The sequence below is a fragment of the Pseudomonas sp. NMS19W genome (assembly GCF_051554255.1).
In the GTDB taxonomy this organism is placed as follows: Bacteria; Pseudomonadota; Gammaproteobacteria; order Pseudomonadales; family Pseudomonadaceae; genus Aquipseudomonas; species Aquipseudomonas kribbensis.
The window spans coordinates 5569531-5584102 of sequence record NZ_CP136718.1 but is presented as its reverse complement, the minus strand read 5'-3'; the positions used below and the strand labels follow the sequence as shown (position 1 = coordinate 5584102).

The following is a 14572-nucleotide window of genomic DNA, read 5'->3' as shown; positions in this document are numbered from 1 at the left end:
AGGTGGGCCATCGATGTGAATCGCTGTCATGCCGTTCTCCCGTCGAAAGTCCTCGTACCGCCTCTGTCTGTTGGTGACTGCGGGCGGTTCGGGAAAGTTTCGACGGGACTACGGACGGTCGGTATTCGCCGGATCAGTGGCCGGCAACGATGCGGGAGCCTTCAGCCGGTTCGGCATACACCGGGCCCAGTCGGTCGAGGCGGCCGCTCAACGCGGTCAGGACCAATGCCACCAGCACCACCAGACCGCCAATCCATGCGGTATGGATCAGGCCGATGTGTGCGACGATCAGCCCGCCACCCCACGCACCGCCGGCAATCCCGAGGTTGAACGCCGCGATGTTCAGCCCCGACGCCACATCAACGGCTTGCGGGGTGTGATGTTCAGCCTGACGCACCACATACACCTGCAGGCCCGGCACGTTGCCGAAGGCGACCGCGCCCCAGACCAGCACGGTGGCCAGTGCCAGCCACGGGTTGCCGGCGGTGAAGGTGAGCACGAACAGCACGGCGGCGAGCAGGGCGAAGATGATTTTCAGGGCGCTGATCGGCCCGCGCTTGTCCGCCAGTTTGCCGCCCCAGATATTGCCGACGGCCACCGATACGCCGTACACCAGCAGCACCAGGCTGACCGTGCCGGCGCTGAAGCCCGAGATGTCCTGAAGAATCGGCGCGAGGTAAGTGAAGGCGATGAACGAGCCGCCGTAACCGATAGCGGTCATGGCGTAGACCAGCAACAGGCGCGGTTGCTTGAGTACTTGCAGCTGTTGCAGCAGCGAAGCCGGTTTGCTGTGGGCGATGTTTTTCGGCACGTACAGCAAGCTGCCGATGAACGCGATGACACCCAACGCCGACACCGCGAGGAAGGTTTCACGCCAGCCGAAATGCTGACCGATGAAGGTGCCCAGCGGTACGCCGGTGACCAGTGCCACGGTCAGGCCGGTGAACATGATTGCAATCGCACTCGCGGCTTTTTCCTTGGGTACCAGGCTGGTGGCGATGGTCGAGCCAATGGAGAAGAACACGCCGTGGGCCAGACCGGTGACGATCCGCGCCAGTACCAGCGATTCATAACTTGGCGCCAGCCACGCCAGCAGGTTGCCGAGGGTGAACAGCACCATCAGCGACAGCAGCAACAGTTTGCGCGGGACTTTGCCGGTGAGGGCAGTCAGCACCGGCGCACCGATGGCCACGCCAAGGGCGTAGAGACTGACCAGCAGCCCGGCGGACGGCAGACTGACGCCGAGATCGGCGCCGATGGTGGGAAGCAGGCCAACGATGACGAACTCGGTCGTCCCGATGGCGAATGCGCTGAGGGTCAGCGCGAGCAAGGCAATGGGCATGACGGCACTCCGGTAGAGGATTGAATGGAGCGCAGTGTCGGGGTTTGGTGGGGGTGGAAAAATACAGGGATGGGCATTTGATATTTGACCTGAGAGCAAAGATCAAAAGCTGCCTTCAAGGCGTTCTTGAACTTTGGCGAGCAAAAAACGCTCAGTTCCTTACAGGTTCAACCAAGGGAGCTCTGCGTTTTGACCAGGTTCAGGATCGCAATTCTATTGGGGGCGCTGCTGTTTTCCGGCGGCCAAATGCTGCAGGCCGCCACATTGCCGGGCGTCCCGGCAGCCACCGCAAAAGCCGCCGAACCCGAACCGCTGGTGCAGGGCGGACTGCTCGGCGCCATCAGTTCCAGCATTGACGACGTGCAGGATAAACTCGACCTCAACGAGCACCTGGTCGATGCCTGGCGTCTGCGGGCCGACCGGGCGGCGGATGAAGTCGACAGGCTGGTCAATCAGCCCTCGGATCGCTCGGGCTGGAGCGTGGCCGGGGACTTCATGATGCTGTCCGGCGTGTGGCTCGGCACCTTTGCCGTGTTGACCGTGCTGGGCAGCGTACTGGCCAAGCGGATGCGCGAGGGCCGCTGGCTGCGCACCCGCCAGCGCAGTCAGGACCTGATCGGTTATTTGTTGCCCTACACATTGCCTGCGTTGATCTGCCTGCCGTTAACCCTATACGTCAGTCACTTCCTGCCGGCCTCGGTCGGTCGGGCGCTGGCGCTGTGTTTTGCCTACGCCACCAGCAGCGGTATTTTTTCCACCTCGATGCTTTTGTGTGTGGTGGTGATGTTCAACACCGGCCACAAACGACGCGCGGTGCAGATCATTCGCGACTACTGCCCGAAACCGCTGTTCCTGATCGGCTTTCTCGCCGCGTTGAGTGACGCGCTGACCAGCCCGCAGATCGCCCGGCAACTGGGCGGCAACATCACCAGCAGCATCGCGGTATTCACTGGTCTGCTGGCGTCGATCATCTTCGGTCTGTTGGTGATTCGTCTGCGCCGGCCGGTGTCGCACCTGATCCGCAATCGACCGCTGGCCCAGCGTCTGAAACAACCCTCGCTGCAGGAATCGCTGCGGATCTTTTCCGGGCTCTGGTACTGGCCGATCGTGTTGATGGTGCTGGTCTCGGCGGTCAATCTGATCGGCATCGGCGAGGACAATCAGAAAGCTCTGCGCTGTGCGCTGTTCACCACGGTGCTGTTGATCGGCACGGTGTTTCTCAGCACGGTGTTGCAGCACCTGTTCAAATCACGCCGGGCCGAGGCGATCCAGCGCAGCAGCGCCTACAAGGAGCGTTTTCTCAGCCTGCTGCATGCGTTGTTGCGGATCGTCATCGCGATTGCGTTCATCGATATTCTCGGGCGGATCTGGGGCGTGTCGCTGATTGATTTTGCGCAAAGCAGCACGGTCGGCCGGGCGATCAGCAACGCCTTGAGCAGCATCGGCCTGATCTTCCTCGTGACGTGGCTGCTTTGGGTGGTGCTCGACACGGCGATTCAGGAAGCGCTGAAACCGCCGGTCAGCAAACGCTCGGCGCGTCAGCCGAGCACCCGGGTGAAAACCATCCTGCCGCTGCTGCGCAACGCGATCAAAATCATCCTGGTGGTGATCTGCGCGATCACCACCATGGCCAATCTCGGGATCAACGTCGCGCCACTGCTGGCCGGTGCCGGGGTGGTCGGTCTGGCCATCGGTTTCGGCTCGCAGCAACTGGTGCAGGACGTGATCACCGGGCTGTTCATCATCATTGAAGACACCCTGTCGATCGGCGATTGGGTGGTGCTCGATTCCGGGCATGCCGGCACGGTCGAAGGCCTGACCATTCGCACCCTGCGCCTGCGCGACGGCAAGGGCTTCGTGCACTCGGTGCCGTTCGGTCAGATCAAGGCAGTGACCAACCAATCGCGGCAGTTTGCGTTCGCGTTTTTCTCGGTGCAGTTCACCTACGACACCGATGTTGAAAAAGCCATCGAGCTGATCCGTGAGACCGGGGATTCGATCCGCGAAGACCCGTTCCTCAAGTACAACCTGCAAGGGCCGCTGGATGTGTTCGGCGTGGACAAGATGGACTTGAACGGCGTGGTGCTGACCGCGCAATTCCGCACGGTGTCGGGCGGGCAATATGCGGTAAGCCGCGCATTCAACCAGCGTTTGAAAAAGCTTGTGGATAACAGCCCGTGGGTGCATTTCGCGCAGACTTATCCCCAGCAGGTTTTACTGCCCAAGCGTCAGGAAGAGGAGGTGGCGGCGCATTCGTCGGTGGTGTTGCCGGAACAGGCGCGGACTCAGTGACGAGTCAGTTTGTTGCTGATTTCGCCCATGGCGGGTTGCTCCAGCTCCACCCAGAACTGTTGTTTGCCGGCAATCTCGGCCGCCACCGGCAAGCCATCGCGATACACCAATCGATTGCTCGCCAGCGCCGGTACTTTTGCGCCCGGTAGCAGGGTGCCGGCGAGGTTCAGCGGATCGACCCCGCACACGGCGATCAGGCTGGCGTCATGAGGGCGGCGGCGGACTTCGCGCAGCAGCGGAATTGCCTCGGGCAGGGCAAATTGTTCACCGGCCAGGCCACTGACAAATCGCCCGCCACGAATCTCGCCGCGGGCCTCCAGTCGATGGAAAGTGCGCAGCAATTCTCGCCAGATCGGAAGCCAGTCGGCTTCGCGTTCCAGCAGGCGCCAGAACACCACGCCGTAACGGCGCAACAAGGTCATGGCGATGTGTTCGAGGGTTTCGGATGACGCTGTCTGGCTGTTTTCCACAACCGGCCCGCGACGCAGAAGCGCCCAGCGCCCGGCATCGTCCATGCCGCCGACAAAGGCTCCGCGCCCGCGCCGACTGCTGCGTTGCTGGCGCTTGCTCGCCGGGGTGATCAGCGCTCGCAACCCGGCAAAGCTGTCGGCATTCACCAGACCGGCGCCGACCAGTTCCTGCAAGGCGATTTCCAGTTCGGTGCGCAGCAGGTGCGCTTCATGAATCAGCTCATCGAAAAACAGCGCGCCGTGCTGGCTGAGAGCCTCGAAGACTTTCTGCGTTTTAGGCGACAGTTCACTGATCGGCGTCTGTTCGGCCAGCGAACTCCACAACCCGACCTGACTGCGCGGCAGCAACACGACCGGCGTGCTGCGCAGCGCCGTGCCGCTGGTTTTCTGCCGGGCGCTGAGGCGTGTCCACACCAGTTTGCCGCTGCGGCACAGATCATCCAGCCAGCTCGGTGAATAGTCCTTGAGCCGCGCCGGGAGGATGTCGCTGTCCCACGCCGATGCCGCTGCCGGATAGCCCTCGAACTGACCGACAATCGCCGGTAACACGGCGCTGCCCTGACCCCGGGTGGACGGGGACAGATGCTGCCAGTCGAACAGGAATCGCATGAAGTCCTGCAACGCTACCGGTTCGATTGCCCGGCGCAGGCGCTTGACCGTGTAGCGGTGGATCCGCGCCAGCAGATGCCGTTCGCACCATTCTTCAATCGTCAGCCCCGGGGTGAACCGACCGCGCAGCACATAGCCTTCACGCTCCAGTCGGGCGAGGGCTTGATGGACCTGTGCGGCTGGCAATGACAGCGGCCGGGCAATGGCCTCCAGTGGCAGCGGGCCGAATGCACTCAGCCGAGCGCGGATGACTTCCACCAGGGCATCGTCGGCAGTCCAGACCTCATCGAAACCGGGTAGCGCTGGCAGTGCCGAATGCGCCTGTGGATAAAGCGCTTGCAGACACGTCAGGCGTTCCCGTGCCAGCCAAAGTGAATGCTTGGGATCGATCTGCAATCGGCAGGCTCGACCGGTGTCGGCCAGGGCATTCAGCCAGTCGCGCCAATGCGGATTGGCCTCGACTTCGCTGTCACTGATGCAGGCCAGACTCATCAGCGCTTCGTGCATTTCATCGGCGCTGTTTGGTGTCGGCCACGCCTCTTCGCGCACGGCGTTGATCGCGTCGGCGTCCAGCGCACCGAGGTCATCGGTGGCTTGTGGGTCGCTCCAGCGGCGGTTGAGCACGGCCTGGGTGCGACGCTCTTCCAGCGGCGCGTCGTCGAGAAAGGTGTAAGGGCGGGCGCTGAGGATTTCCGCTGCCAGCGGCGAGGGCGCCGGAAGGTCACGGGCGATCAGCCGCACTTCGCCGCGCTCCATGCGCCGCAGCAGTTGGAGCCAGCCGTCGCTGTCCATCGCTTCGTGCAGGCAATCGTCGAGGGTTTGCTCCACCAGCGGATGCTCGGGAATTTCCCGTTCACCGGCGAGGTTTTCCAGGCAGGCGATCTGATCGGGAAACACGCTGGCTATCAGGTCTTCGCTTTTCATCCGCTGCAATTGCGGCGCGACTTTTCGCCCGCCGGTGTAGCGCGGCAGGGCCAGCGCCACCCCGGCATTCCAGCGCCAGCGCACACCGAACAACGGCGCATCCAGCACGGCTTGAATCAGTATGTGCTCGGCACTGTTGCTGTGCAGGTAACGCCAGACTTCGTCGAGCTCGAAACTGTGGCTGGTGGACAACGATAGGACGATGGCGTCTTCGCTGGCGGCGGCCTGCAATTCGAAGTTGAAGGTGCGGCAGAAGCGCTTGCGCAGGGCCAGGCCCCAGGCGCGGTTGATGCGACTGCCAAACGGCGAATGAATGATCAGTTGGGTGCCGCCGGACTCGTCGAAAAACCGCTCCATCAGCAGCGTGTCCTGGGACGGCAGGGCACCGAGAGCCAGGCGGGCGCGGGCCAGATAATCCACAAGCTGTTCGGCGCTGGCCAGATCCAGTCCCAGGGTTGCGGTCAGCCAGTCGAGGGCCGGTTGCAGGTTGCCAGGGCTGGCGCTCAGCAATTCGTCGAGCTGTGCCTGCAGGCGGGCCACGGCCATCGACAGTTCGGCGCTGCGACCGGGTGCTTCGCCGAGCCAGAACGGAATGGTCGGCGGCTGCCCCAGGGCATCCTCGACCCGCACCTTGCCGGTTTCCACCCGCAGGATTCGGTAGGAGGTGTTGCCGAGCTGGAACACATCGCCGGCAATGCTTTCCACGGCGAAGTCTTCGTTGACGCTGCCGATGTTCAGGCCCTGGGGTTCCAGCAGCACGCTGTAGTCGGCGTTGTCCGGGATGGTGCCGCCGCTGGTGACCGCTGTCAGCCGCGCACCGCGTCGCCCACGCAGGGTTCGGCTGACGGCGTCGCGATGCAGGTAGGCGCTGCGGATGCCCTGGCGACCGTTGTAGCCCTCGGCGAGCATCGTCAGCAGCGCCTGATAATGTTTTTCGTCGAGGCGGGCGTAGGGCTCGGCCCGGCGGAACAGTGCGAGCAAATCGTCTTCGGCCCACTCCTGGCAACTGACCTCGGCGATGATCTGCTGCGCCAGTACGTCCAGCGGCGCCTCGGGGATGTGCAGGGTGTCGAGTTCGCCCCGGCGTACGCAGTCCAGCAGGGCGGCGCATTCGATCAGGTCGTCGCGCGTCGTCGCGAACAGGCGTCCCTTGGGCGTGCCGCCGACCTGGTGTCCGGAACGGCCGACTCGTTGCAGAAAACCGGCAATCGAACGCGGCGAGGCGATCTGGCACACGAGGTCGACTTCGCCGATGTCGATACCCAGTTCCAGCGACGCGGTGGCGATCAGCACTTGCAGTTCGCCACGCTTGAGCCGCTGCTCGGCGTCGAGGCGAAACTCCTTTGCGAGGCTGCCGTGGTGCGCGGCTACGGCGTGCTTGCCGAGGCGCTCGCTCAGGTGCCGGCTCAGGCGTTCGGCCAAACGCCGGGTGTTGACGAAGATCAGCGTGGTACGGTGTTCACGGGCCAGTGTGGCGAGGCGGTCGTAAACCAGTTCCCAGACGTCATTGGCCATCACCGCCGACAACGGCACCGGCGGCACTTCGATGCCCAGATCCCGTGGGCGGGCATGGCCGATGTCGATGATTTCGCACGGGCGCTCATGGCCGACCAGAAAGCGTGCGACGGCATCGATCGGTTTCTGCGTGGCCGACAGACCGATGCGGGTCAGCGGCTCGGCGCACAACGCCTGCAAACGTTCGAGGCTCAAGGCCAGGTGGCTGCCGCGTTTGCCGGCAGCGATAGCGTGGATTTCATCAACGATCACGGTGCGCGTGGTGCCGAGCATCTTGCGCCCGGATTCCGAGCCAAGCAGCACGTAGAGCGATTCCGGGGTGGTCACCAGAATATGCGGCGCGCTTTTGCGCATGGCGGCGCGGTCTTTTTGCGGGGTGTCGCCGGTGCGTACGGCGGTGGTGATTTCCAGCGGCGGCAGATCCATTTGACGTAACTGGTCGGTTATCCCGGCCAGCGGGTTCTGCAGGTTGATGCGGATGTCGTTGGACAGCGCCTTGAGCGGCGAGACATAGACCACCAGCGTCTCGTCCGGCAGGCCGTCCGGGGTTTCCAGGCCACGGTGGACCAGATCGTCGAGCACCGCGAGGAATGCGGTGAGGGTCTTGCCGGAGCCGGTGGGCGCCGCAATCAGCGTCGAGCGGCGCTGGCGGATCAACGGCCAAGCGCGGGCCTGGGCGGCGGTGACCGTCGCGAATGTGCGGCTGAACCAGGCGCTGACGGCGGGGTGAAAGCCTGCCAGGGCCACGTCCTTGGGGATGGGCAGATTCATGTCTGCAGTTATGCGGGCGGGCGGGCGAAGTTGCAAGTACCGCCGGGGATCTACACTTTACGGGTGACGGTTGCGCACTAAACCCGCAAAATGCAACGATTCCGGCAATTATCGACGACGGTGCCCCGAGCATCGTCGCTAAAGCCATCGTTCCAATCAGACTGGGCCTGCTGACTCTATGCGAATGCGCCTTATGTTACTGGGCGGCGGAAATGCCCTTGGGCAGGCGCTGATTCGCCTCGGTGCGGAGGAAGACATCGGTTTCCTCGCCCCCCGCCCGCCCGAAGACGGCTGGGATGCCGCGAGCCTGACACAACTGCTCGACGACACCCGTCCCGATGCATTGATCAACCTTGCCTACTATTTCGACTGGTTCCAGGCCGAAACCGTCAGCGAAAGCCGTCTGTCGGGCCAGGAACGCGCCATCGAGCGTCTGGCCGAATTGTGCCAGCACCACAACATTGTGCTGGTGCAGCCGTCCAGCTACCGGGTATTCGACGGTTCCCGCGCCACCGCCTACAGCGAAAAGGACGAGCCGGTGCCGTTGGGCCTGCGCGGCCAGGCGCTGTGGCGGATCGAGCAAAGCGTACGCGCCACTTGCCCGCAGCATGTGTTGCTGCGTTTCGGCTGGCTGCTGGACGACAGCCCGGAAGGCACCCTCGGACGCTTCCTCGCTCGCGCTGAAAAGCCGGACGAATTGCTGCTGGCAGACGACCGACGCGGTAATCCGACACCGGTCGACGATGCGGCCCGGGTGATCATCTCGGTGCTCAAGCAACTCGATTGCGCCGCGCCGCTTTGGGGCACTTACCACTACGCCGGCCACGAGGCGACCACGCCGCTGGCGCTGGGGCAGGCGATTCTCACCGAGGCCCGCAGCCTGCATCCGCTGGCGATCGAAGAACCGACCGCCCAGGCCCACGCCGCGCGTGAGGATGCCGCTGAAGAGCCGCAACACGCGGTACTGGCCTGCAAGAAAATTCTGCACACTTTCGGGATCAAGCCGCGCGCCTGGCGTGCCGCGCTCCCGGGCTTACTGGATAGGTTTTATCGTCATGGCTGAAGGCCCTGTTTTAATCACTGGCGGCGCCGGTTTCATCGGTTCGCACCTGACGGATGCGTTGCTCGCCAACGGCCACTCGGTACGGATCCTCGATGACCTGTCGACCGGCAAACGCAGCAACCTGCCGCTGGACAATCCCAAGGTCGAGCTGATCGTCGGCGACGTGGCCGATGCCGCGCTGGTCGCCCGGGCGATGCAAGGCTGCAGCGCCGTCGCGCACCTGGCCGCCGTGGCTTCGGTGCAGGCGTCGGTGGATGATCCGGTGAAGACTCACCAGAGCAATTTCATCGGTACGCTCAACGTCTGCGAAGCCATGCGCGAGGCCGGCGTTAAGCGTGTGCTGTTCGCTTCCAGCGCAGCGGTCTACGGCAACAATGGCGAGGGCGAATCGATCAACGAAGACACGCCGAAAGCGCCGCTGACACCGTACGCCTCGGACAAACTGGCGGGCGAACACTACTTCGATTTCTATCGTCGCCAGCACGGTCTGGAACCGGCGATCTTCCGTTTCTTCAACATTTTCGGCCCGCGCCAGGATCCGTCCTCGCCGTACTCCGGCGTGATCAGCATCTTCAGCGAACGCGCGCAGAAAGGCCTGCCGATCACCGTGTTCGGCGATGGCGAGCAGACCCGGGATTTCATGTACGTCGAAGATCTGGTCGATGTGCTGGTGCAGGCCCTGGAAAAACCTGAAGTGCAAGTCGGTGCGGTGAACGTCGGCTGGAATCAGGCGACCAACCTCAAGCAGATGCTGGCCGCGCTGGAAGCGGTGGTCGGTGAGCTGCCGTCGGTCAGCTACGGCCCGGCTCGATCCGGCGATATCCGCCATTCGCGGGCGAACAACGGTCGCTTGCTCGAGCGCTTCAAATGCCCGACGCCAACGCCGATGAGCGTCGGCCTGGCGCGCCTGCTCGGTCGCTGAGCTTCTTGCGGACATGAAAAAGGCGCCTTTTGACAGGCGCCTTTTTCACGGCCGGAATTCGGGTTTCAAACCTGTTTCCTGTAGCGAGGGAGCTTGCTCCCCGGTCGATTGCGTAACATCGCCGTCAGTTCTGAGTCTGCCCGCCACCAAGCCTCATTCACCACCACGTGAACGTTCTTTGATTGCTCGCTTAGAACTTGTAGCCCAGACCGACCATGTACACAAATGGATCGACGTCGACATTCACTTTTGCGCGAGTGCCCGGAGCCACGGCGTTGTTCTCGACGGTGGCGCGGGTGTCGATGTCGATGTAGCGCACCTGGGCGTTGAGCATGATGTTGTCGGTCAGCATGTAGTCGGCGCCGACCTGCCAGGCCAGGCCCCAGGAGTTTTTCGCCTTGAAGTTGCTGAAGCCGTTGGACTGGGCTTCGCTGCCGACGTGCTCGTCGTAGATCCAGGTGTAGTTGATGCCGCCGCCGATGTACGGCTGGAAGGCCGACTTCGCGTCCAGCGGGTAGTAGACGACGCTCAGGGTCGGCGGCAGGTGTTTCAGGGTGCCGAGCTTGCCGTTGGCGGCCGGCAGGGCAGTGCCCTTGATCTTCACGTCATGCTCGAACGGCGATGCGGCCAACAGCTCGATACCGATGTTGTTGGTCAGCATGTAGGCGAAGTTCAGACCCAGTTGGGTGTCGCTGCTCATGGTCGCCTTGCCGCCCAGGTTGGTGCCGCTCAACGGACCCTGATCGACCTTGACGCTGGAGCTGTCGGCCTTCGGGTTGACGGTGATCGCACCGGCACGAACGATGATGTCGCCGGCTTCGTGGGCGTGGGCGAGCGGGGCTGCGAGCGCGAGGGCAAACAGCGAAGCGCTGAGCAAGGACTTGTTCATGGAAGCTCCCAAAGGACGTTAAAAATGTTTGATGTCCTATGGTACGAATCCGTCTGATACGGTCTTTTGACTCAGCTCAATGAAACAGTGATGGGCGGTTTTTTTGTGGAACCTTTGCTCGCGAAGCCGATTTGGCGGGCTATAACTGATTGCCGGAATTACTCCGGCAGCTCGTAGACGTAAATCTTGTCCGCATCCATCTGATAGCCCGCATCCGCCAGTTCGCTGGTGGACGGCTTGACCTGCAACGGCCCTTCGACCCAGTACGGCTGATACAGCTCGTCGAGTTTCACGCCGACTTCGCTTTTCACATGCACGATCTGGTTCGATGGCGGTGGCGGCACGTGGATGCAGGCGCCGAAATACGGCACCAGCAGGAAGTCCGTGGTGCGGCCTTCCTCGCTGACTTCCAGTGGCACGATGTAGCCTGGCAGGCGAATGTTCTGCCCGTCGAGGCTCTGCACCACCGGCGCGTTGGGCATGTCCTGTTTCGCCGCTGGCGCGGACTCGGCGGACAGTGCATCGCTCATCTTCGACAGGTCATGCAGCGGCGTCATGTTCGGTACTTCGGGCGCCGCGTCCGGCGGGATCATCTCAGACCAGGTCAGGTCTTTCGGTGCCGCTGCCCACACGGGCAGGGCGACCAGCAACAGCAGCGCAAGGACAGCGCGGGGCATGGTGAACATCCTCATAAACGGATCGACAGGCCATCGGCCAAGGATTGGCGATACGCGCGCCAGGCCGGCACGCTGCCCATCAGCAGCGCGGCAGCCAGAATGCCACCGAGCAGCGTCCATTCATACTCGCTTGGCCATGCCAGCGGCAGATACAAGCCGTAATTGGCCTGCACATAACCTTGAGCGGCGGCGATGCCGATGTACAGCAACGCCAGCCCGGCGATCACCCCGGTCAGTGCCAGGGCAAAGGCTTCCAGCACCAGCAGGCTTGCGATGTGCCACGGCCGCGCGCCCACCGAACGCAGAATCGCCATCTCGCGACGACGCTCGTTGAGGCTGGTAAGAATCGCCGTGAGCATGCCGATCAACCCGGTCAGCACCACGAACAGCGAGACCACGAACAACGCTTTTTCAGCGGTGCTCATCAGGCTCCACAGTTCCTGCAAGGCTACGCCCGGCAGGATCGCCAGCATCGGTTCGCCACGGAATTCATTGATTTCCCGTTGCAGCGCGAAGGTGGAAATCTTGCTGTTGAGGCCGAGCATGAACGCGGTGATCGCCTGCGGCGTCAGGTCCATGTTGCGCGCCTGATCGGCACTGATCCGCCCGTTGCCACGGGCCGGCACACCGTTGTGCCAGTCGATGTGGATCGCCTCCATGCCACCGAGGCTGATGTGCAGCGTGCGGTCCACGGGTGTGCCGGTGCGCTTGAGAATGCCGACCACGGTGAACGGTTTGTCGTCATGTTTGACCAGGCTGATCGCCGCGACGCCATGGGCGAGCACGAGTTTGTCGCCGAGCTTGTAGTGCAACGCCTCGGCCACTTCGGCCCCGAGTACCACTTCGAACGGATCAGTAGCGAAGGCGCGGCCGTCGGCCAGTTCCAGGTGCTGCTGGCGACCGTACTGGTAATGCTCGAAATAGGCTTCGGTGGTGCCCATCACCCGGTAGCCGCGATGGGAGTCGCCGAGGGACATCGGGATTGCCCACTTCACTTTCGGGTTGCTGGCGAAGTGTTCGAAGCTGTCCCAGCGGATGTTGTTGGTGGCGTTGCCGATGCGGAACACCGAATACAACAGCAGGTTTACCGAACCGGAGCGGGCGCCGACGATCAGGTCGGTGCCGCTGATGGTGCTGGCGAAACTGGCCTTGGCTTCGGTGCGCACCCGCTCCACCGCCAGCAGCAGGCAGACGGAGAGGGCGATGGCGAACGCGGTGAGCAGGGCGGTGAAGCGGCGGTTGGCGAGGCTGGCCATGGCCAGACGGAACAGATACATCTCAGACCTCGGCAGACGTGGCGGCGCGATTGAGTTCGGCCAGGGACAGGTGACGGTCGAACAGCGGCGCCAGGCTCTGGTCGTGGCTGACGAACAACAGGCTCGAACCGGCCTCACGGCATTCGGCGAACAACAGACGAATGAAGTTTTCCCGGGCGTCGTAATCCAGTGCCGAGGTCGGCTCGTCGGCGATCACCAGTTCCGGCTGACCGATCAATGCGCGCGCAGCGGCGACCCGTTGCTGCTGACCGATCGACAGCGAATCGGCGCGGCGTCCGAGAATGCCTTCGTCCTTCAGACCCAGGTGGGCGAGCAGCGTAGCCGCTGCCTGATCGACGCTGCCATGACGTTGCTTCGCACGGTCTGCCCGCAGCTTCGAAAAGTGGCAGGGCAGCTCGACGTTCTCACGCACCGAGAGAAACGGCAGCAGGTTGAACTGCTGGAAAATGTAGCCGGTGTGATCGACACGAAAACGGTCGCGAGCGCCGGCACCCAGTTCGGTCAGTTCCTGGCCGAGCAGGCGAATGCTGCCGCGACCGGGCTTCTGCACCCCGCCGAGCAGGCCGAGCAGGGTGGTCTTGCCGCTGCCGCTGGGGCCCTTGAGGAACAGGGTTTCACCCGGTTCCAGACGAAACGCCGGGATATCCAGCAGCGGTGGATGACCGGGCCAGTTGAAGCCCAGGTCGGACAGTTCGATGAGTGCTTGGGTCATGGCGCCGTTCGTGATCAGAATTTCAGGGCAGCGGCCTTGGCCGTCACTTCGGTGCCTTGCTGGCCGCTCGGTCCGATCAGTTGTACCTGAATTTTCTGGGTGGCCGGGAAGGTATTGAAAATGTTCGCCAGATCCAGAGTAGTCAAGGCGCCCGGAGCTGCGCAGGTGAACTGGTAGTGAGCGTGGATTTCGCTGTGGTCGTGGTGATGCGCTTCACCGCCCTTGGCGTCTTCGTCGTGGTCATCGTCGTCGTGATCGTCGGCGTCCGGTTTGTCACCGAACAGCGGGCTTTCCAGTTTCTGACTGGCAACTTTGCAACCGGCGGCAGCCGGCAGGCTGAACAGCGCCAATGGTTTTTCCAGCTGCGCACGGGCGGCGGCGACCTTGGCCTTGTCGGCATCGCTGGTGGCGACGTGCTCAAAACCGACGAGGTTCATCGCCGGGCTTTCCAACTCCAGCTCCAGGGTCTGGCCGTCGAGCGCCGCGTTCAGGCGACCGACACCATGCTCATGGGCACCGAGGCTACCATGTTCGTGATCATGATCGTGCTCATCGGCGGCCTGGGCGATGGCCAGCGGCAACAGGGCAAACGGCAAAGCGAGCAGCAGACGACGCATGGCGAACTCCGGGAAGTAAAGTGAAGAGTTTGTTATGTAATCTTATAACGAAAGTGCGCAGAGTTTGCCCGCCCGCTTGGCGTTACACAAGTCCCATGGGAGCATGCAGGTCAGAAAAGTGCGGGAGCGAAGTTATGTTGCGGATACGCGGAACCGTCGGTGATTTGCCGGTGGATTTGACCCTGGAACTGGATGAAAGCGACTGGGCGCGGCTCGGTGCGCAGTTTGGCGTGCAGGTGCAGGCGACCCAGCCGCAAGCCGCTGCAGCGCCTGTGACGAAACCGGTGAATCAGGATGACGCGTTGTGGCAGGTCGCCAGGGGAGTTGCTGCGCAAAGCCGGGCAACTCAGCGGGCCGGAGCTGCTGGATCAGCTCGAAGGACTGACCGGCAGCGCGGCGGCGGGCAAGCGCTTGCTGGTGCGCCTGCGGCATTCGTCTGATGTGAAAGTGGCGAGCGGCGGGGACACGCCGCTCTACAGCTGGATCGAGTAA

10 protein-coding genes and 1 pseudogene are annotated in these 14572 nt (G+C 63.1%); 4 read left to right on the top strand and 7 right to left on the bottom strand.

What is annotated here, in order from left to right; genetic code table 11:
• Positions 1-133 precede the first annotated feature (133 nt).
• Complete coding sequence (locus R1A29_RS25585; RefSeq protein WP_438299913.1) at positions 134-1342, bottom strand: MFS transporter; 1209 nt, start codon at positions 1340-1342, stop codon at positions 134-136.
• A gap of 189 nt (positions 1343-1531) precedes the next feature.
• Here R1A29_RS25585 and R1A29_RS25580 point away from each other — a divergent pair, with 189 nt between their 5' ends.
• Entirely contained in the window at positions 1532-3634 is a 2103-nt protein-coding gene (locus R1A29_RS25580; RefSeq protein WP_438299912.1) for a mechanosensitive ion channel family protein, read from the top strand.
• Here the strand turns inward: R1A29_RS25580 and R1A29_RS25575 are convergent.
• Positions 3628-7923, bottom strand: a complete 4296-nt coding sequence (locus R1A29_RS25575) for an Lhr family helicase (protein WP_438299911.1) — start codon at positions 7921-7923, stop codon at positions 3628-3630. The genes R1A29_RS25580 and R1A29_RS25575 overlap by 7 nt on opposite strands.
• Before the next feature lie 178 nt (positions 7924-8101).
• On the opposite strand from R1A29_RS25575, the gene R1A29_RS25570 reads away from it, so the two are divergent.
• Entirely contained in the window at positions 8102-8986 is an 885-nt protein-coding gene (locus R1A29_RS25570) for a sugar nucleotide-binding protein (RefSeq protein WP_085712332.1), read from the top strand.
• A complete protein-coding gene (locus R1A29_RS25565; protein WP_438299910.1) occupies positions 8979-9908 on the top strand; it encodes an NAD-dependent epimerase/dehydratase family protein in 930 nt (309 codons plus the stop codon). The genes R1A29_RS25570 and R1A29_RS25565 overlap by 8 nt, the downstream gene beginning before the upstream one ends.
• Before the next feature lie 190 nt (positions 9909-10098).
• Here the strand turns inward: R1A29_RS25565 and R1A29_RS25560 are convergent, their stop codons facing one another.
• The 5 genes from R1A29_RS25560 to R1A29_RS25540 form a co-directional block, all read right to left on the bottom strand.
• Complete coding sequence (locus R1A29_RS25560; protein WP_085712330.1) at positions 10099-10797, bottom strand: OmpW/AlkL family protein; 699 nt, start codon at positions 10795-10797, stop codon at positions 10099-10101.
• 158 nt (positions 10798-10955) lie between these two features.
• Positions 10956-11474: a DUF3299 domain-containing protein gene (locus R1A29_RS25555; protein ID WP_119428961.1), complete on the bottom strand. Its 519-nt coding sequence runs from the start codon at positions 11472-11474 to the stop codon at positions 10956-10958.
• 11 nt (positions 11475-11485) lie between these two features.
• Positions 11486-12751, bottom strand: coding sequence for an ABC transporter permease (locus R1A29_RS25550; RefSeq protein WP_064599744.1), 1266 nt, complete (start codon positions 12749-12751; stop codon positions 11486-11488).
• Between the two features lies 1 nt (position 12752).
• Positions 12753-13463, bottom strand: a complete 711-nt coding sequence (locus R1A29_RS25545) for an ABC transporter ATP-binding protein (RefSeq protein WP_085712329.1) — start codon at positions 13461-13463, stop codon at positions 12753-12755.
• A 14-nt stretch (positions 13464-13477) separates the two neighbouring features.
• Positions 13478-14080 (bottom strand): DUF2796 domain-containing protein, encoded by a 603-nt coding sequence (locus R1A29_RS25540; protein ID WP_438299909.1) that lies wholly within the window; start codon positions 14078-14080, stop codon positions 13478-13480.
• A 134-nt stretch (positions 14081-14214) separates the two neighbouring features.
• On the opposite strand from R1A29_RS25540, the pseudogene R1A29_RS25535 reads away from it, so the two are divergent.
• Positions 14215-14572 (top strand): annotated as a pseudogene (locus tag R1A29_RS25535) (hypothetical protein).

What these genes read in the sequence shown, in the direction of transcription:
- R1A29_RS25560 (WP_085712330.1), bottom strand. Translation starts at nt 10,797, where the DNA reads ATGAACAAGTCCTTGCTCAGCGCTTCGCTGTTTGCCCTCGCGCTCGCA.
- R1A29_RS25545 (WP_085712329.1), bottom strand. Translation starts at nt 13,463, where the DNA reads ATGACCCAAGCACTCATCGAACTGTCCGACCTGGGCTTCAACTGGCCC.
- R1A29_RS25570 (WP_085712332.1), top strand. Translation starts at nt 8,102, where the DNA reads ATGCGAATGCGCCTTATGTTACTGGGCGGCGGAAATGCCCTTGGGCAG.
- R1A29_RS25585 (WP_438299913.1), bottom strand. Translation starts at nt 1,342, where the DNA reads ATGCCCATTGCCTTGCTCGCGCTGACCCTCAGCGCATTCGCCATCGGG.
- R1A29_RS25555 (WP_119428961.1), bottom strand. Translation starts at nt 11,474, where the DNA reads ATGCCCCGCGCTGTCCTTGCGCTGCTGTTGCTGGTCGCCCTGCCCGTG.
- R1A29_RS25565 (WP_438299910.1), top strand. Translation starts at nt 8,979, where the DNA reads ATGGCTGAAGGCCCTGTTTTAATCACTGGCGGCGCCGGTTTCATCGGT.
- R1A29_RS25575 (WP_438299911.1), bottom strand. Translation starts at nt 7,923, where the DNA reads ATGAATCTGCCCATCCCCAAGGACGTGGCCCTGGCAGGCTTTCACCCC.
- R1A29_RS25550 (WP_064599744.1), bottom strand. Translation starts at nt 12,751, where the DNA reads ATGTATCTGTTCCGTCTGGCCATGGCCAGCCTCGCCAACCGCCGCTTC.
- R1A29_RS25540 (WP_438299909.1), bottom strand. Translation starts at nt 14,080, where the DNA reads ATGCGTCGTCTGCTGCTCGCTTTGCCGTTTGCCCTGTTGCCGCTGGCC.